Annotated in this window: 14 protein-coding genes; 9 read left to right on the top strand and 5 right to left on the bottom strand. The window is 43.0% G+C overall.

Translation table 11 applies throughout. The features are described 5' to 3' along the window. The first annotated feature begins 46 nt into the window (after window positions 1–46). The 5 genes from rbfA to dusA are packed head-to-tail and all read left to right on the top strand — an operon-like array spanning window position 47 to window position 4,637. Window positions 47–421: a 30S ribosome-binding factor RbfA gene (gene rbfA / locus ACYQ4O_RS04800; protein WP_277030836.1), complete on the top strand. Its 375-nt coding sequence runs from the start codon at window positions 47–49 to the stop codon at window positions 419–421. A 3-nt stretch (window positions 422–424) separates the two neighbouring features. Next, window positions 425–1,345 carry a tRNA pseudouridine(55) synthase TruB gene (truB, locus tag ACYQ4O_RS04795; RefSeq protein WP_460174911.1) on the top strand — a complete coding sequence of 307 codons (921 nt, stop codon included), beginning with the start codon at window positions 425–427 and terminating at the stop codon, window positions 1,343–1,345. Between the two features lie 9 nt (window positions 1,346–1,354). Then, a complete protein-coding gene (gene typA, locus ACYQ4O_RS04790; RefSeq protein WP_308514238.1) occupies window positions 1,355–3,205 on the top strand; it encodes a translational GTPase TypA in 1,851 nt (616 codons plus the stop codon). Next, window positions 3,189–3,581, top strand: a complete 393-nt coding sequence (locus ACYQ4O_RS04785; RefSeq protein ID WP_308514239.1) for a YchJ family protein — start codon at window positions 3,189–3,191, stop codon at window positions 3,579–3,581. The genes typA and ACYQ4O_RS04785 overlap by 17 nt, the downstream gene beginning before the upstream one ends. Before the next feature lie 36 nt (window positions 3,582–3,617). After that, on the top strand, window positions 3,618–4,637 hold the full coding sequence (dusA, locus tag ACYQ4O_RS04780; RefSeq protein ID WP_460174910.1) for a tRNA dihydrouridine(20/20a) synthase DusA: 1,020 nt from the start codon (window positions 3,618–3,620) through the stop codon (window positions 4,635–4,637). Window positions 4,638–4,643: 6 nt separating this feature from the next. On the opposite strand, the gene ACYQ4O_RS04775 is transcribed toward dusA, so the two are convergent. Continuing rightward, window positions 4,644–5,453: an MBL fold metallo-hydrolase gene (locus ACYQ4O_RS04775; RefSeq protein WP_460174909.1), complete on the bottom strand. Its 810-nt coding sequence runs from the start codon at window positions 5,451–5,453 to the stop codon at window positions 4,644–4,646. 161 nt (window positions 5,454–5,614) lie between these two features. On the opposite strand from ACYQ4O_RS04775, the gene ACYQ4O_RS04770 reads away from it, so the two are divergent. Further along, entirely contained in the window at window positions 5,615–6,820 is a 1,206-nt protein-coding gene (locus ACYQ4O_RS04770; protein ID WP_460174908.1) for an ATP-binding protein, read from the top strand. Between the two features lie 709 nt (window positions 6,821–7,529). Here ACYQ4O_RS04770 and ACYQ4O_RS04765 read toward each other — a convergent pair. The 3 genes from ACYQ4O_RS04765 to ACYQ4O_RS04755 form a co-directional block, all read right to left on the bottom strand. After that, window positions 7,530–8,093 (bottom strand): hypothetical protein, encoded by a 564-nt coding sequence (locus tag ACYQ4O_RS04765; protein WP_460174907.1) that lies wholly within the window; start codon window positions 8,091–8,093, stop codon window positions 7,530–7,532. A 2-nt stretch (window positions 8,094–8,095) separates the two neighbouring features. Next, window positions 8,096–9,040: an ABC transporter substrate-binding protein gene (locus ACYQ4O_RS04760; protein WP_308514244.1), complete on the bottom strand. Its 945-nt coding sequence runs from the start codon at window positions 9,038–9,040 to the stop codon at window positions 8,096–8,098. Between the two features lie 232 nt (window positions 9,041–9,272). After that, on the bottom strand, window positions 9,273–10,325 hold the full coding sequence (locus tag ACYQ4O_RS04755; RefSeq protein ID WP_308514245.1) for a hypothetical protein: 1,053 nt from the start codon (window positions 10,323–10,325) through the stop codon (window positions 9,273–9,275). A 226-nt stretch (window positions 10,326–10,551) separates the two neighbouring features. Between ACYQ4O_RS04755 and ACYQ4O_RS04750 the strand changes: the two genes are divergently transcribed. Then, window positions 10,552–12,840, top strand: coding sequence for an inorganic phosphate transporter (locus ACYQ4O_RS04750; RefSeq protein ID WP_308514246.1), 2,289 nt, complete (start codon window positions 10,552–10,554; stop codon window positions 12,838–12,840). 184 nt (window positions 12,841–13,024) lie between these two features. Next, window positions 13,025–14,626 (top strand): AAA family ATPase, encoded by a 1,602-nt coding sequence (locus tag ACYQ4O_RS04745; protein ID WP_460174906.1) that lies wholly within the window; start codon window positions 13,025–13,027, stop codon window positions 14,624–14,626. Between the two features lie 65 nt (window positions 14,627–14,691). Here ACYQ4O_RS04745 and ACYQ4O_RS04740 read toward each other — a convergent pair whose 3' ends face one another. Beyond that, window positions 14,692–17,967 (bottom strand): S8 family serine peptidase, encoded by a 3,276-nt coding sequence (locus ACYQ4O_RS04740; RefSeq protein ID WP_460174905.1) that lies wholly within the window; start codon window positions 17,965–17,967, stop codon window positions 14,692–14,694. A 201-nt stretch (window positions 17,968–18,168) separates the two neighbouring features. Between ACYQ4O_RS04740 and ACYQ4O_RS04735 the strand changes: the two genes are divergently transcribed. Then, complete coding sequence (locus ACYQ4O_RS04735; RefSeq protein WP_460174904.1) at window positions 18,169–19,389, top strand: AAA family ATPase; 1,221 nt, start codon at window positions 18,169–18,171, stop codon at window positions 19,387–19,389. The last annotated feature ends 105 nt before the right edge of the window (window positions 19,390–19,494 follow it).

Here is a 19,494-nt window from a genome sequence, read left to right as displayed (position 1 = left end):
CAGAAGGGCCGGCGGGCTCTTTTGCTTTTTAAATGAATGGAGAACAATGATGATTAAACCAAGCAAACCGGGTCGTGCAAACCGTATCGAAGAACAAATCCAAAGAGATTTGGCGACAATGATTCCGAAAGAATTAAGCGATAAGAGAATTGGTCTTGTTACGATTACAGGCGTTAAAATCACGCCGGATTATGCCCATGCCACAGTGTATTTCACTTCCATCGGCTCTACTCCGGAAGCCTCCGAAGAAGCTCTCAACAGTGCATCTCCGATTCTTTACCAGAGAATCTTCAAACTGTTGAAGATCCACACCGTTCCTCAGCTTCACTTCGTCTACGACAAGAGCGTTGAAGACGGCTTTGAAATGGACCAGCTCATTAAGCAGGCCCGCGCAGAGGACGCTGAAAAGATTAAGGAGTAAATTTTGTCCCGCAGAAAAAAAGGAGACAAGATTGACGGTGTTTTAATGCTGGATAAACCGGTCGGTCTTTCCAGCAACACCGCACTGCAAAAAGTCCGAAGAGCTTTAAACGCTCAAAAGGCAGGTCATACGGGAACCTTAGACCCTTTTGCATCGGGGTTGCTGCCGTTGTGCTTCGGAGAGGCTACAAAATTCAGTGCTGATTTGCTTCACGCCGATAAAGAATATGTTGCTTCTATAAAGTTCGGAGAAACAACTACGACAGCCGATGTGGAAGGAGAGATTATTGAAACCAGACCGGTTGACTTCACCGAAGAACAGCTTCATGAGGCTCTGGAATCCCTTACCGGTGAGATTGACCAAATCCCGCCGATGTATTCCGCGTTAAAGAAAGACGGAGTCCGTTTATACGAATTAGCCCGTCAGGGACAAGAGATTGAAAGAGAGCCTAGACGCGTTACTGTTTACGAGCTTGAACTTTTAAGTTTTAACAAACCTGAAGCGGTGGTTAGAGTTAAATGCTCCAAAGGCACGTATGTGCGTGTGCTTGGCGAAGATATCGGCAAGATTCTCGGATGCGGGGCACATTTAACGGCTCTGAGAAGAACAAAAATTGCGGATATCGACATTTCTGAAGCTGTCAGCCTGCAGGATTTTGAGGAAGCTGACATTGCCCGAAGACTTGATATGCTCGATCCTCCGGACAGACTTCTTAGTCAATTAGAACCTATTGAATTAAAAGAAGAGTTAGCTGTTCGTTTTTTGCATGGTCAAAGTATTAGGATAACGAGATCTGAAAATTCAGAGAAAAAAGTAAAAGTTTACAGACTGTCAGACGGTAAGCGCGAGCTGCTTGGATGCGCTCGGCTGAGTACTGACGGCGTTCTTTCCCCGGAAAGATTAATTTCGAATAGTAGTAATTAAAGTAAATATATGAATCGCTCAATTAGAAATGTGGCAATTATTGCTCACGTGGACCATGGTAAAACAACCTTAGTCGACAAGCTTCTCCAACAGTCCGGAACATTCCGTGAGAACCAAGCAGTTGCAGAACGAGTCATGGACAGTAATGACATCGAGCGCGAACGCGGCATTACCATTCTCGCAAAGAATTGTGCGGTTGATTACAACGGTACTCATATCAACATTGTTGATACCCCGGGACACGCTGACTTCGGTGGTGAAGTAGAACGTGTTTTGTCTATGGTTGACGGCGTACTTCTGTTGGTTGACGCTGTTGAAGGCCCGATGCCTCAAACACGTTTCGTGACTAAAAAAGCTCTTGCACAGGGCCTGCGTCCGATCGTTGTGATTAACAAGATCGACCGTCCGGGCGCCCGTCCCGAATGGGTTATCAACCAGACTTTCGATTTGTTTGACAAGCTCGGCGCAACAGATGAACAGTTGGATTTCCCGGTCATTTACGCTTCTGCTTTAGGCGGTTATGCCGGATTTACCGAAGATGTTGAAGAACTTAAGAAAATCGGCAACATGAAGGCGATTTTCGATACCATCCTCGATCACGTTCCGGTTAGAGACGATGATCCTGACGGTCCTTTACAGCTGCAGATTTCCTCTTTGGATTACTCCAGCTACGTCGGCAAGATCGGCATCGGACGCATCAAGAGAGGCAAAATCAAACCTCTCCAGGAAGTTGTCATTATGAACGGTCCTGATTCCACTCCTAAGAGAGCCAAGGTCAATCAGGTCTTGAAGTTCCAAGGTTTGGAAAGGAAGGTTGTTGACGAAGCTCAGGCGGGAGACATCGTTCTTATCAACGGTATTGAAGATATCGGTATCGGTACAACGCTTTGCGATCCTGCTGCACCGGAAGCCCTTCCGCTGCTTCATGTTGACGAACCGACTTTGACAATGAACTTCCACGTCAATACTTCTCCGCTCGCAGGTAAAGAAGGCAAATACGTCACTAGCCGTCAGATTCGTGAAAGACTCGAAAGAGAACTTAAGAGCAACGTGGCTATGCGCATGAAGCCGACTGATAACGAAGGTGTTTTTGAAGTTGCTGGCCGCGGCGAATTGCACTTGACCATTCTCATTGAAAATATGAGACGCGAAGGCTATGAATTGGCAGTTTCCAGACCACGCGTACTTTATAAAGAAGTTGACGGCGTGAAGATGGAGCCGTACGAAAGCTTGACGGTCGATGTTGAAGAAAATCACCAAGGCCCGGTTATGGAAGAATTAGGCCGCAGAAAGGGTGACCTTCAGGATATGCAGCCGGACGGTAAAGGCCGCGTCAGACTCGAATACAAGATTCCGGCACGCGGTTTGATCGGCTTCCAGAACGATTTCTTGACAATGACTCGCGGTACCGGCGTTATGAGCCATGTATTTGACGAATACGCACCTGTTAAATCCGGTGACTTAGGAGATAGAAGAAACGGAGCCATCATCAGCCAGGATGACGGTACTTCGGTTGCTTACGCGTTGTGGAAGATTCAGGAAAGAGGCCGCTTGTTCATTGGTCCGGGAGAACCGATTTACGAAGGAATGGTTATCGGCATCCACTCCAGAGACAATGATATTGTCGTTACACCGATTAAAGGCAAGCAGCTGACCAACATTCGTGCTTCCGGTACAGACGAAGCCATTCGTTTGGTTCCTCCTATTCAGCTTACCCTTGAAAGCGCCGTTGAATTTATTAACGATGACGAGCTTGCGGAAATTACTCCGAAGAGCATCAGAATTCGTAAGCGCTGGCTGAAAGAATTCGAACGCAGAAGAGCTGCTCGCGGAGACGAAAGAGTTGGCCCGGGAATCTAAACCCAGCGATATGTGTCCTTGCGGCAGCGGAAAACTCTATTCCGACTGCTGCGGGCCCTTTCATGACGGAAAAGCTGTTCCTGAAACGCCGGAACAGCTGATGCGTTCCAGATATTCTGCTTTTGTCGTGAAGAAGCCGATGTATCTTCTCGACACTTGGCATCCTACAACGCGACCGTCTGAGCTTAATTTGGATGATCCGGTTAAATGGCTTTCTTTGAAGATTAAAAGCACCGGTTTCATTTCACCCGATGAAGGCTTCGTTCATTTCATTGCCCGCGGCTTGATTGCAGGACGCGGATTTAAGCAAGAAGAAAAGAGTAGATTCTTGAAAGAAAACGGACGATGGTTTTATATAGACGGGATCCTATCCTAATTTTTGAAGTTGCCTTCTGGCAGCTTTTTTAGTTTTATGAACAATAAAGATTCTTGGAAATTCTGTGTAGCTCCGATGTTGGACTGGACAGACAGACATTGCAGATATTTTCATCGTCAGTTGTCTAGAGACGCCCGCTTGTATACGGAAATGGTGACAACCGGGGCATTGATATACGGTGACAAGCCCAGACATTTGGACTTTAATAAAGAAGAGCATCCTGTAGCCCTTCAGCTTGGCGGCTCCGATCCGAAAGACATGGCAGCCTGTGCAAAATTAGCTCAGGATTGGGACTATGACGAAGTTAACATTAATTGCGGATGTCCGAGTGAGCGGGTTCAAAAAGGCTCTTTCGGTGCCTGCCTAATGTCTGAACCGGCCTTGGTTGCCGATTGTGTAAAGGCGATGAAAGATGCCGTAGACATTCCTGTCACGGTTAAGCATAGAATCGGCATCGATAAAATTGAAAACTACGACTTCGTCCGAGACTTTGTTGGGACAGTATCCGAAGCAGGGACAAATGTTTTCATTGTTCATACAAGAAACGCTTGGCTCAAAGGTCTTTCTCCAAAAGAAAACCGAGAAATTCCTCCCCTCAAAAGAGAGTTTGCATACCAGCTTAAAAAAGATTTCCCTGAACTGATCTTTGTAATCAACGGGGCAATTCAGGATTTAGGTCAAGCCGAAGAACAGCTCAAGTTTGTGGACGGCGTAATGGTAGGCCGTGCTGCTTACAACACTCCTTGGCTTTTAAGCGATGTCGACGACAGACTCTACGGCGACAGTCATGAGCCGATTACTCGAGAAAAAGTCATTGAGGTCATGACTGAATACTTGAAGACAGTAGAGTCTGATCAAAGAGCGGTAAGGGCGGTTTGCCGACATATGCACGGGCTGCTTACAGGGTTAGCCGGCGCTAAGGCATGGAGAAGGACATTGAGCGATTCAGCAGCCATCGAGCATGAAGGCTCAAATATTCTTAACTATGCCTATGCTAAAGCCGGTTGGTCGGACATAGAAAGATATTGGGACGCGGACGACGATAATTTTGGCTAGAGCTTTTTATAGTTCTATGACTGAACCGCATCCGGCCCAATCTACATCATCAAAATATTTTGCCATTGCAGCGGCGGCTTTAAAGCCGGTGCAATGGTTCAGTCTCCAGCGTTTTACCTTAAATTCACTGAGCTTTTCTGCCCACAAAGGATATTCTCTCGGCGCAACAGCGCAAAGATGAGAACCTCCGACGACGGTATCAAATTCTTCAATATTGAGCTCTTCCGTGATATATCTCATGATGTTGGGCAAACCTGCATGAGAACAGCCTAAAAGCAGCGACCAGCCTTTATTTCCTTTAACGGCAACTGAGACATCATCTTCAAAGTTGTCGGCCTCAACAGACCCGTTTTCGTTAACTTCCCACAGATTTCTGCAGCATACATAGTGAGGATTTCTTCTTGCTTTCGGAACGGTAAAAGCAAAGACGTCCGGAGCTGCTTCCGTAATACCTTCAATAGGACGGAATTGTCTTAGGCTTTGGATTGGAAATCCGCCGCTCAAACGTTTTGCGTCCGCATCTCCTCTTTTTTCAATAGAGACTGCCGGAGAGGCAAACACATTCACCTGCGGCTGAATCCGAAGAATGTCCATAAGCCCGGAGATATGGTCGAAGTGCCCGTGAGAAAGAATTACTGACGAGAGTTTTGTTGGATCCAAGTTCAAGAAATTCAAGTTGTGCGTTAGCACGTGGCAAATTCCGGCCGTGTCCAAAAGAATGTTGGTATCTTTTGTTCCCAGCCAAGAAGAGTATCCCCATTCAGCGAGTAAACCTTGTTTTTGGCAGAAATTATCTACAACAACGGTAAGTTTCATTTTTGTTCCTTGGGTTCTTTACTGCTTGATTTTAATCCAGAGGTTTCTTCTCTTTCTTACAAGAAGAGTGAAGTTCAATTTATAAAATATCTTAAATTTCAAAATACGATTTTGAAATTTCTGAATATAATTATATGAAGCATCACTGGAAGGAAAAAAGAATGTACATACAGAGAGAGGAACAGGCTGTTGTAAGTAAAGTAAGCGGACAATTTAAAACCTTGCTGGTTACCGGACCTAGACAAGTTGGCAAAAGTACTATGCTAAAGCACGTAGCACCGGGCCGTCCTTACATCTCATTAGATTTAATCACTGCCCGCGAGCTGGCAGACTCAGATCCGAGCCTTTTTCTCCAACGCTACAAACCACCTGTTCTCATAGATGAAATTCAGTACGCTCCAAACCTTTTTCCTGCTATTAAGTCAATTGTTGATCAAGATGAAAATAACGGACTCTTTTGGCTTACAGGTTCTCAGCAATTCCATCTCATGCAGCATGTTTCAGAAAGTCTAGCGGGTCGCATAGCAATTCTTAGACTTCTTGGACTTTCTCAGCGAGAACTAGAGGGATGGCTAAAACAAAAGCCTTTCCTACCTACAGAGAATTACCTGGAAAGTTGCCGAAATCGCACGTCAATCGCCTTAGATAAGGTTTTTCATTTTATATGGAAAGGAAGTTATCCAACGTTATGGACGGCAGATGTAGATTGGGAGATTTTTTATGACTCCTATTTTCAAACTTATCTTCAGCGTGACGTTCGTAACTTGACGAAAGTATCTAATGAAATGGAGTTTGTTAGATTTGTAAGGGCAGTCGCAGGTCGGATTGGGCAACAAATCAACTTTAACTCTTTGGCAAATGATGTTGGTATAAGTCAGCCCACTGCAAAAGCATGGCTTTCAGTTTTGGAAGCTTCAGGTCTCGTATATTTTCTTCCTCCATATTTTAATAATCGCCTTAAACGTTTAGTCAAATCACCAAAACTCTATTTTACGGATACTGGCTTGGCATCTTTTTTAAGCGGCTGGCTTACTGAGCAAGCACTAGAGGCTGGAACGATGAGTGGAGCTTTTCTGGAGAATTATGCAATCATTGAAATTTTGAAAGGCTATCGCAACATTGGACGAGAACCAAGCCTTTATTATTATCGGGATACTGATGGCAGAGAAATTGACCTCATTATTGAAGAGGCAGGGATGCTTTATCCTATAGAGATAAAAAAAACAAGTTCTCCACGAGCGTCTATGGTTAAAAGTTTTGACGTTCTGCCAAAGGAGGTTAGAGGAAAAGGTGCACTTCTTAGTTTCGTAAATGAAGACGTTCCTCTTTCTTCAAATGTTTCGGCAGTTCCTTTTTTTTATCTTTGACTCTTCCAATAAGAGGAAGTCGTACTTGAATAGATTATTTGAAATCTTTTCATATCTTTCCCGGCATCTTCAAAAAGAAAAGATTGGTGGGCATAGCTGAAGCCGCTTCAGCATTGGGTGGCTCAATCACAACCTATGTATGATGAAAAACCGTCATTTGCCTAGAGCTATTCCCGATATGAATTTCTAGTCAACTATAGTGCAGGAAGACAATACGGGAGGATGGTTTAAAGTTGGAAACAGATTTTGCCCGAGCAGCAAGAGTTTCTCTATTTGCGGATATAAGCCTGAATTGTTGTCTTTGTCGGATCGCAAGGAGGTGTTCCTGTTGCGAGACAGTCCATGATCGAGGTCTTAGAGCAGAAATTAATTTGAAGGATATGGCGCTGAATTCCATAGTAGCAGCCTGTGGAGAGGCAGGCCCCCGTTCGAGTCGCAAACTCGAGTGAAGCCGGCCTTGGCGAAGAAGGAAGTAAGCAGCAAGAAGAGGCTATCCTTGTTGAAAGTAACAGAAAAGCCTCTGTTCACAGTTTAGATTCTAAAGTCTTATGACTCACACCTGAAACGTTCTCTTCTTGTACGGCGCTCAAAGATTAGTCTTACAATCTTTGCCTCTGAAACTCATTCCATTCAAAGATGGTGGGCTTAAGTATTCCTTCAAATGAAATGAAGGACTCTGTCAATTTTTTCAAAAAGAAAGAAGTCATACTCAATTAAATCGTAGGTCTTCCTCAACCTGTAATTTTTGTTTGAAAATTTCCTCTTTTCTTCTGAGTTTAGAAACGACCGAATCTTTATACATCAGATAACGGGAGTGCTCAGATGTGGAAGAAGATCCTTCTTGGTGCTTCCTAACCTGAGAAAACCATTCTGAATCAAAAATATCATCAGCAAGGACATATCGCATCGCTTTTCCACGGTAGCCAATTTCAAAATACATGAAGCCTTCCGCAGCAGAAGCCGGTGCAGCAGGCGCATTGCTCCGTGCCTTATCGGGATCGTAAAGGAAACGCTTTTCGCTGACCGCACGTGTTAAGTATTCAAAGCCGTCTTTGACTCCCGGCCCAGAATGGCCTGAGATGATGGTGAAGTCCTTGCGGAAGGGAATTTCATTTGGAGACAAATCTTTTATAGCCTCTTTCATCAATCGGAAAACTAACGCACTGGCAATCAAAGCACGCGGACCGGCAAAACGATAAAGATCATCTTCACGATATCCAATGATGCCTTCTGGTTCTTGGAAGATTAGAAAATCTTTGATATTGGAATACATTTTTATTTCAGAGCTGAAGGAAGGACTAAAGATTTAACGTCAACTTTCTTTTCCATCATTTTGTTGTCGAATAAGAAATCTTGGTCTTTTTGAAGACCTTCGATATCTTTCTCAGTTAAGGTGTTGTAATAGTTAGACCAGGAGGCAAGTTTGCGTGCATCATCCATGTCTATGCCGTGCTCTTTAGCTCCTAAACTGATAGCTTCTTCAGGATTCTTTTTAATCCAGTCCAACGCTTCTCTCTGAACCTTTACTACTGTATCGAGAGCCTCCGGATACTTCTTTGCAAAATCTTCTGTAACGGTGGTGACAAGATTCACGTTAACTAAATCTTTTGCCGTTGTAATGACTTTGCTTCCGGATTTTTCGGCTTTGATAACGCCGCTTGCAGCTAATAATGCAGCCTCCACTCTACCTGCCAGCAACGCGGCCAGAGCCGTTGGTTGATCCATAGAAATAAACTCAACATCTTTGATGCTCATTCCTTCCTTATTTAAGGCGGCAACGAGCAGCTGATGAAGCACAGTACCTTTTGGTCCTACGATTTTCTTACCTTTGAGGTCTTTGATGGATTGGACGGCTCCTGGTTTTCCAACGATCGCGAAAGTGTCGGCCGGATGTGAGACACCGGTAGCAATTAAGATTTTATTGCCCACACCGTTAGCCATTAATAAAGAGGAAGTATTCATCACAGCGGAAATATCAATAGATTTTCCAGCCATAGCTTGAGTTTGTTTGGAGCCTGAAGTAATTGTTTTCCAATTTACCTTAATGTTGTCCTTTTCGAATGCTTTTTCAAGCATTCCTTTCTCTTTCATAACAATATTCTGTAGGTTGAAAGGAGCCTTTACATAAACGATATTGATTTCCTTTGGCAAATCGGCAGCGAAACAGACGGAAGCAGAGAATAATCCAGCAAAAAGTACTGATAAAGAGGTTCTCAACATGATTTAAAAAAAATAAATGAAAAGGATAATGATTATCATATCAATTGTTGGAACAATTTCATATAGTAAAACATAAAAGGGTGATTTCAAAAGAAACAGGAAGTTACCTGAGCAAAAGCAGAGCGTTCTAAACGGAGAGGTGAGGGTAGTAAGGAAAAAGAAGCAGAGTTAGAAAATATAGACGATAAGAAAAAGCCTCGCGTTTGGCGAGGCTTCAATTGAGAGCTAAATATTACAGTCCAAGTGCTTTTGTAGCGGCGTCAGCGGCTACATTGTTGAATAAATAGTTCTGACCTTGAACTGCTGCGCCTTTGGCATAGTAGCGGCCTGGTCTGAATACATGGTCGCCTTTAGCCGGTGCAATGAAGGCAATCTTAGCGACCCCGTTTTCATGAATCTTGAGACCGCAGTCGCGCGGGTCAACATTGGATGGAAGTGTCAAAACAACCGCGGAGGAGTTCTTGGTTGTGACAGCATTCCAGTTTCCGCTGGCAACTGCCGGCTCTCCTGTCGGTTTGCAGAAAATAGTGTCTCTTCTGACCGGAAGAATCTTGTATGTACCTGTTGTAGCTTTTGGAGCAGTCGGATCAAAAACGATGCCGTAGGCGTGAGAATCCATTCTGGATTCGTAGTTCAAGCAGTAAGGAACGGTTCTGAAGTTCTCAATGATTTCTCTAGAGGCCTTAGCATTAGTGAAGGATTCATTTACAGGAAGAACCATTTCGCCATTTACGAATTTAGTAACGGCCTGGTAAGCAATTGAGCCTTCCGGGAATTTAGCGTTTCCAACTTTTTCAGAGTCATTGCTGGTTTTGCCGTCGCGGGTCTTGAGATAGTCTGCGATTTTCTGACCGCTGACGTCTATGGCACGAAGATTCAAGTCAATGACGACAGGTGTCTTCGGGTGTCCGAAAGTGAATTGTGCATCGCCGTTTTTCAGGAATGTAACTCCAGCGGCTTTATCCAAGGCAACTTTGCCGTTTTTAGTAACTACGTTACCGGCATCGAGTTGGCTTCCAAATAAAGTGCCGGTACCTTCTTTCTGAACCAAGTTGTAGCGTGTGCCGCGTTTAGTAGCAACTTGTACGACTTCCCAAGCAGAGACTTTACGACCGTCAATCGAATAAACTTCTTTTTGAAGAATCTGGGAGGTAGTCAACGGCAGAACAGCCGGTTCCTTAGGAGAACCAAAAATATCGGAAAGAAAGTCAGCATGACTGGCTGGTGCGACTGCGAGCATGGCAGCTGCAATACCGGCTTGACAGGTAAGAACTTTTAACTTCATGAGTCATTCCTTATTCGTGTTGCAAAAGTGAGACTTTTTTATTCTGGCAATAATACTCTTTCGAAAGGCTCGCAAAAGCTTTTAAGAAAGAGCCGGCGGGCTGTGACTGACTAAAATGGTTTTGAGGGCCAGGAGTATAAAAAGAAAATAACCCTTCTGTGTAATAAATTTGTCATATTGGGTATATAACATAGGGTGGTTAAGTTATTTCTAAAATTATTACTATATGGACACTTTTTTAACAGGCATTATGCTGTTCTTAATGCTTCTTGCCTCGTTTAACTTATTTGTGGGGGTAAGTAATGATGCGGTTAACTTTTTAAGTTCCGCATTAGGCTCCAGAGCAGCTTCTTTTAATAGAGTAATGTTCGTCGCGGCAGCTGGTGTGCTTTTAGGCTGTACATTCTCCAGCGGAATGATGGAAATCGCACGAAGCGGTATCTTTAATCCGACAATGTTCACCTTCTACGACGTCATGATAGTTTTCTTCGCTGTTATGATGACCGACGTTCTCCTCCTCGACACCTTTAATTCCCTCGGACTTCCAACCTCAACCACAGTTTCCATTGTTTTCGAATTGCTCGGCGGCTCTGTCATTACAGCTAGCTACAAGCTTTGGGTAACAACGGGCTCTTTAGGAGGTTTAGGAGCCTACATTAATAATGAAAAAGCTCTGAGTATCATCATCGGTATTCTTTCTTCCGTCATTATTGCTTTTACCTGCGGCGTCATTATCCAATGGATCGTCCGCATGGTTTTCTCCTTTAAATTCCAGAAGGTGTACCGTTATATCGGCGGTATTTATTCTGGTTTCTGCTTAACTGCCATTTTCTACTTCCTTGTTGTGAAGGGTGCAAAAGGCGCTTCCTTCATGACTCCGGAACTTTTGGCCTGGATTAATGCTAATACTTTCGATATTCTTCTTTATACCTTCTTAGGCACAACATTTGTCATTCAGTGCCTCATCTGGTTCTTTAATTACAATGCACTTCGTCTTGTAATTTTGGCCGGAACCTTCTCATTGGCTTTCGCTTTCGCAGGCAACGACTTGGTGAACTTCGTTGGTGTGCCGCTTGCAGCTTTGCAGAGCGTACAGATAGCTGATGCTGCTCATGCTTTGAACGGTGCTCTAACCCCTGAAACCTTTTACATGGGTGGGTTGAAAGAAAGCGTTCAAACTCCGACCATCTATCTTGTTATTTCCGGCTTAATTATGGTTGGAACCTTGTGGTTCAGCCCGAAGGCACGCCGAGTTGTTCAGACAGCTATTAACTTATCTGCCAGCGACAGAAACGAGAAAGAGCAGTTCGGCGCTACCGTAACGGGCCGTGTTATTGTTCGCTCCGCTTTGAGCGTCAATAAGATTGTTAATCAAATTCTCCCTCGTTCCGTCCTAACAGCAATTGATACCAGACTAGAAAAGCCTCGTTTGCAAAAGGGTGAGATTCCATTGCCTTTCGATCAGGTCAGAGCGTCTGTTAACTTAGTGCTGGCCAGTATTTTGATTGCAACGGCGACCTCCCTCAAGCTGCCTTTGTCTACTACCTATGTCACGTTTATGGTTGCCATGGGAAGCTCTTTGGCTGACGGTGCCTGGGATAGAGAAACAGCGGTTTATCGTATTTCCGGTGTTTTAGCCGTTATCAGCGGATGGTTCTTGACAGCCTTTACCGCCTTCATTTCCTGCGGTATTGCTGCTCTCCTTTGCTTATGGCTCGGCGCATGGTTCATGATTCCTGCGGGCTTGGTAGTTGTTACTCTTTTAATTCGTTCTAACTTCTTGGCAGGCTCCAAGAAAGAACAGCAAGCAGAAGAGTTCCTTGACGAAAACATGACCCGTGAAGAGATTAGAACTCGTCTTAACAATGCTATCGGCAAAAACCTCGAACAGACTATCAATATCTTCTCCGATGCTGTTAAGGCCTTGTTAGCGGAAGATTTGTCTGAGCTTGGACAGTGCAAGAGCCGCTCTCAGGCATTGCTCGATCGTATCGTGCGTATGAGAAGCCAATACTATCTGATGATTATTCATGGAAAAGATGGTGACTACGACGCCCGAAACTATTACTACCGTACGTTCTCCAACATGAAGGACGTGGCTCAGCTTTTAACAAAGGTAGTGAGCCAGATGGACGATCACATTGCCAACTCTCACTCTGTCTTCAAAGGCGTACTGAGAAATAATCTTCTGAAGTCCATCAGTGATTTGAAGAGTCTTCAGAAGACTTTGGATAACTTTATCCTTACGGGCTCAACCTCTGACGAAGTATTGCTGAGGTTATCCAATACAAACTTAGAAGAGGTCAATCTTTATCAGCTTGAATTGATGAAGCAGATTGATATCAATCAAATGCCTTTGCATCGTTCCGAGCTTTACTTGGCTCTTCTACAGTTCTACAGAGAAGTCGTGAACCGTTATACCGTTATTGTTCTGCTTCAGAGAGAACTAAACCATATGCTGCAGGATGAAGGTGAAGGAAATATTTCTTCTCCAACTAATCCTGAAACTACCTAATTAACTCATTAGGAAAAACAAGCCGGCAGCCAAAAGCTGCCGGTTTCGCTTTATTTTGGGAAAGTCCCCTGAGAAGATCGAGAAAAATCGGAGGATTTTGCTTAAAAATCTAACAGGAATAAGAAAAGAAGGTTGAGGTAAAGGCTTCAGATTAAAATAGAGTCTAAATGGAGAACCGTGCATAATGGATACCAAAGAGCTAAAACTTCTGCCACTAGGCACATCAGATTTTTCGGTGCTTAGACTTCGTGATCAAATATACGTTGATAAGACAGAGCTGATTTTTGAGATGGCTCGTCTTCCTGAGAAGTTCTTTTTGGCTCGTCCCAGAAGATTCGGAAAGTCACTCCTTATTTCTACTTTTGAATCGTTATTTAAATTTGGCTTAAGAGATTTTAAAGATTTGGCCATAGAGAAATTATGGAAGGAGAAAGAAACATTCAACGTTGTAAGGCTTGATTTCTCGTTACTGAAAGATTTCGATAGTTCAGAGTCTTTCCGAGATAGATTTAACGCCCATATCGCCAATAAATTTTCTTCTTATGGATTTGTTTTTAAACCTGATATAAATCAAGAAGTTAGCGATCAACTTGCTCATTGGATGGAAGCTCAAGAGTCCAATTCTTTGGTACTTTTAATAGATGAATACGATGCTCCGTTAACTTCTTGTCTTAACAGCAAAGAGTTGTTCGAAGATATCAGGAGAATCCTTTCAGGCTTTTATTCGGTTCTGAAATCAAATGATCGAGTTCTTCGTTTTTTATTCATTACAGGTAAAACAAAGTTTAATAAAATCAACATTTTTTCTGAGCTCAATAATTTAACTGACTTGACTCTGAGCCCAAGATTTGGAACTTTGCTTGGTTATACACGAGAAGAAATTCAACAATATTTCAGTGGATATCTTGAACGCTCAAGCTGTTGTCTGAGCCTTTCGGAAGAAGAATTATTAAACGAGTTAATCGTTCATTACGATGGGTTTTGTTTTGAAAGAACCGCAAAACAAAAGGTATTTTCTCCTTGGTCTTTGTTGAAGTTTTTCTCAGAGCCGGAGAGCGGCTTTTTGGATTATTGGTTTGAGAGCGGAGGAAAGCCAGCTGTATTGCTGGAATACTTAAAGTCACACTCGTTGAGGAATCCGGAAGAATATGGGCGTATCAAAACGATTTCTCTTTCATCAATTTCCGGAGCATCCGATGTGGAAACTCTTTCTGATTTGGGGCTCTTGTTCCAAACCGGATATTTGACTATCAAAGCTGTTCAGGATGGAGAAACTGTCTATCTGGATTATCCAAACTTGGAAGTAAGCCGGGCCATGGCTCAACTCTACGTTGAGTTAATGCTAAATGGAAGAGTGGCTGGACAAGTAGGAGCCGGATCGATTGTAAAAGTTCTTTCCGAAGAATCTGCAGAATCGGTATTTCATATTCTTAACCGTTTGTTCTTGTCGATTGACTACCAAAGATATCCAGTCAGAGATGAAGCTTCTCTGAGAGCTTTTATTCAGGTATACCTTGCTGGCGCTGGACTAAAGCCAAAAATCGAACATCATAATGCTTACGGCAGAAGTGACTTGGAAGTTGCCGTATCAGACAGATATTGGACTTTTGAGTTAAAGATAGTTCGAGAAGGAGAGAGGTCTCAAAACAAGCTTGAAGAAGGCTTGGAGCAAATGATTAGAAAACACTACGGTGAACAAGCCCGGCAAAGAATTGTTAAACAGGTAGTGCTTGTTTACTCAATCAAAGAACGGCAATTCGTTAAATGGCAAGAGTTGAAAAATTAAATATCTTATCAAAATAGACTCCGCCGTTCTAAGATATTTTTGGTCGGTTAAACGTGCTCTAATCTCTAGAATCTCTTTCCAAGGAAAAGGTTGATACCTATGTCTCGGACATCCTTGGATTTGGAGCCCCACGCTTCAATACCTCCGTAAAATCCAGTCGTTTGATCGAAACTGACCTGGAAAGATCCTTCGATAGAATCTTTATGAAATCTGTCAGATTCGGCAAAAAATCTCGGAGAGGCATCGGCAAATTTTGTATAAATCTTAGCCGGACTGGTTGTATAGCTATGACGCCAACCAATCCATACATCTGAGGTTATAGAGGTTTGCTTGAGTTGAGTGTTTCCTTGAAGTTTCAGGCCGAGCAAGCTTGAAAAGTTTCCTCTCTGATGGGAGGCAATCGTTTGTGGAATGCCTGAGCCTTTTTCCGTGAAAGAAGGCGTTCTTGACCAGTTGAAATCAGCCAATACAAAAGGACCTGCTTTAATGGTTTCTGGACCGGTTAAGTATTCAGCACCAGCTTGAGAACTGAATCCAATGCCTACCCATTGGCTTTTGTAAGCACTGCCTAATGACTTTCTTGTTGCTTTGGCGTCATTGCCTGCGACAAATACAGAGCCAAAAAATGTTAATCCATCAATCTGTTGCGGCAAATATTGAGCCTCAGCTCCAATCAAAAATCTGGTTGAGTCATATTTGCTTCCGCTATTCTTTTCCTTTAGCTGTAGTTGGGTTGCTCCGATGAAGACTCCGACTTTGACCTGTTCAGAAATTTTGGTTCTATAACCGCCTACTACGCCGTATTGATAAGTCCTAGAACCGTTGAGAAGGGTGGAACTATCGGAAGAGCCTCGATTACCTAAAGCTTTAATCCAATAACCGTCCTCAGTTCGGCAGGAGAAGAGAAGGTTGTTAATGGTTCGAAGCTGCTCTAAGTCTGCCTTCTGAGTATTTAAATACAAATTTGGTAAAGTGTTTTGGAGAAGATTGGTAATCTCATTGCTCCCAGCGTCTGAAAAGTCTAGTAACTCTATAAAGTTACGCAAACCTGGGCTCAAGGAATTTTGAGACGCTGCTGCATAGAGTGCACCCCCGAGGGACTTTTGAGCTGGTGAATTAGCGTGTCGAGAGTAACTGTCAGAAGCTCGTAAAATTTTTAAAGTGAAGAAATCTTTATCCTTTTCTAATTTGACTTCTAATGTTCCGGAGTTTTTGAAGAGTCGAATCTCCGTTAAATCCAGCGTTAATTTTGCGGGATCGGATACATCGATAAAGTCCGGAAGATTGAATTTATAAAGACTGTTATTGACGTAAAACCCACTTTCTAATCCCACTAAGACATTCCCTTCTATTTTTGCTTCATGAAGTACTTTCAGACTGTTGTGTTTACCTTCATTGCTAACAAAGATGAGGAGATTTCCTGTCGGGCTTTGGATGTATTCACCTACAGTGAACGGATCAACAAAATCACCTGGGATAAATGCACCGTGATTGATAACCTTGTTGTTTACCCTTCCGTTACCTAAGAGAACAGCTCCGTCTTGAATTAAGACAGAACTATTCACTAGAGTTCCTCCTGAACGATCAGGCCGTTTACTAATATCCAGAACGCCTCCTTCGACAATTGTTGGAGCCGAATAGGTATTTGTGCCTGATAAAACTAAAATGCCGTTGCCTTGTTTAATCAATCCCGGCTTTAGACCGGTAAAAGTTGAGGTTGCTCTAAACTTTCCTTCTTTGTACTCATCGTGATGGTACTTGTCGTCCCAAAGCCTTTCCGAAATATCGTTGTTGAAGAAGGCGGTATGGCCTTGAGTATTGAATTTTTCAAAGGCAAACTTTTCACTGCCGAATTCTGAATAAGAGCGGATGTCTTCTGCCTTCATTCGGTTTACGTCCAAACGTGCAATTCCGTTTACTGCTTTTCCGGCGTCAAGCAAGCCTTGACCGAATACTTCTTCTTTGGTTACCTTGACGAGTCTCACATACTTATCATCGAGTTTTTCCGAACCGTCGTTCTCATAGTGGTCCTCGATGAAATATTTGATAAGTGAATCCAAGGAATATGTTGGCCAGGAATCGGGATCAGCTTGGTAGGTTTCCGTGATAGCCTTAATAAGCTGGTCTTTGGTAGGTCTATTATCCGAAACGTAATAAAAAACCAAAACTGTTTCTATCGAATTATCGAAACCAACCAGAATGTCTGGGCATTCAATGTTACTGTTGGCTGTTGTAAGTAATGTATCGGCCAGTTGTTTTCCTGTCATCCATGGAAATGCCTGAGCCACTAGGGCAGCAGCCCCGGAAACTTGAGGAGCTGCCATAGAGGTACCGGATTTGAAGACGTATTTTTCGTCAACAACGTTTGCCGCCCAAATATTGCTTCCGGGCGCTGTAATAGTAAAAAGTTCAGCTCCGCGGGCAATGTTTGAAAATAAGGATAGACCGCTTGGTCCGAAAATAATCTTTCCGTTTTCTCGGCGTGTATCAAGAGGATTGGCAGAAACAACGGTAATCCAATTTCCAAGTTCAGAACCGTAATACCGCGGAAGCATTCCGTTAAATGACGGATGAATCCATCCGTCATTGGCGGCAGCTATAACAGCAAGGCTATTTGGATTATTTAGGGCCCAGTTGACAAGGCTTCCTGAGTGTGGACGCTCTCCCATGACCTGCGAAAGCCTTTTTGCTTCTTCAACTGAGTAAAGCTCTCCGGTTGGTAAAGTGTCTTTATGGAGTTCAGCAGCAGTCCAGCTATTATTAAGAATTTTGAGATTGGGATGATCTTGGAAGAAACGTTTGTCATTTGGATAATAAAAGTCTCTAAGTCCGATGTATACCTGACCGATTACATCTGCATCAAAGGCCACGCCGTGCATGCCTTCGTTGTCTTTTTTTGCTGCCATGATAGAGGCAACATGTGTCCCATGGCTAACAGAGTCATCCCAAATAGTTGGAAGTGGAATTTGACTGCCGTCTTTGTCTAAAGCTTCGAATACCTCAAATTTTCCCGATAATTCCGGATGGTAGGATTGCATTTCCGTGTCTAATAATCCAACCAATATGCCTTTGCCTGTGAATCCTTGCGCATAAGCCGAGGCAGCGTTGATCAGGTCCAAGCCGTTCGAGGCATAGTACTCCGTGGTTTTAAAATCTTGTTCTGTTGTTGCACTGGCGGCAATAGGAAAAAGTAAAACAGAAAAGAAAGACAAAACATGCAGCTTTAAAGCCGGAGAAAATTTTCTTTCGACACAAGTTCGCGCAGTATGAGGTTTTGAAGGAAGAATGTTTCCTTTTGCAATTTTTTTATAGTTTAACCGGGGAAAAAAGCGATTCCTCATTCCGTCCTCCTTGGGCTGCTTTGTCAAATGGTAACTAAAGTAACTTCACTAAGCCCTTCGGAATTTCCCGATGAATCCAAGTCTTTGGAGGAAGCTTGGCGTGAGTTAAAAATGCATTGTTGAAAGACCGAGAAACGGAAGAAAGGTAATGCCAATGTTCTCAAACAGAGGTTCTGTTTTAATTCCTGATGGTAGCCATAGATGAAATGCCATGTAACGAACCAAGGTTGGGCTTATATAATGAAAATGACCAGACAGGAAACTCCTATGGATACGGAACTATTGAAAAGCTTGCCGCTCGGTACGTCTTCATTTGAAGCTCTTCGAAATTTCAATGAAATTTATGTAGATAAAACTAGGTATATCCATTGTCTTGCCTCACGCCGAGGGAAGTTTTTTCTAGCTCGGCCGAGAAGATTTGGAAAATCCTTATTGATTTCCACGTTTGAGTCTTTATTCAAGTATGGACTGAGAGACTTTCATGGTCTCGAGATTGAAAAACTTTGGAAAGAAGATAAAAACTACCAGGTTGTGAGATTAGATTTTTCTGAAGTAAAAAGTTTCCGAAATTTCAAAGAGTTTCAACTCCAATATCACGATTTAATAGTTGAAGCTTTTGCTCCTTACGGATTTCGTTTTGAACTTTACGGTACGTCGCTCATAAGTCAGTTGTCTACTTGGTTTAAGAAGCATCCTGTGAGTTCTGTAGTGTTGTTAATAGATGAGTACGATGCTCCGCTTACCTCGTGCTTAGACAGAAAAGAGCTTTTTGAAGATGTTCGAATAGAACTTTCTCGTTTTTACGCAACGTTAAAATCAAACGATGCTGCCTTGCGTTTTTTGTTCGTTACAGGAATAACAAAATTCGTTAGGACTAGCATTTTTCCGGAATTAAATAATTTATCGGACATATCGTTTGCCGCGGAGTATGGCTCACTCCTTGGTTTTACACATCAGGAAGTTAAGAAGTATTTTCTTGGGTATTTAACATCTGCTTCTGAGAAGTTAGGGCTTGATAGGGAAGACCTTCTAAAAGAACTGACTGACCACTATGACGGTTTTTGTTTTGAAGAAACAGCAAGACAAAAGGTATTTGCTCCTTGGTCTTTATTGCATTTTTTCTCATCACCTGAAAGACGCTTTAAGGATTATTGGTTTGAGAGCGCAGGCAAGCCTAATGTCCTAGTTAAGTTTCTTCAGTCACATACTCTGAAAGAGCCTGAAGAATATGGGAGTGAGAAATCTGTGGCTCTAAAGGTATTGGGCGGATCATCGGATGTTGAAAACTTATCCGATATGGAACTCTTGGTCCAAGCCGGATATTTGACCATAAAGAAAATCCAAGGAACAACCGCATATCTAGATTATCCAAACCTTGAGGTAAGGACGGCAATGGATCAACTTTATCTGGAAAAATGTTAAAAGGAAAAACAGTAGAGCACAGTGGGCAGAGTGCCGACGGAAAGCTCAAAGAAGCCGAAAAACAAATTAAAGAGCTCCACCGGAAGACCGTTTCGAATTGAAGTG

The sequence above is a fragment of the Turicimonas sp. TL08 genome (genome assembly GCF_054660695.1).
Note: the sequence above shows the minus strand (reverse complement) of the source record. Positions and strands in the feature narration are given on the sequence as shown.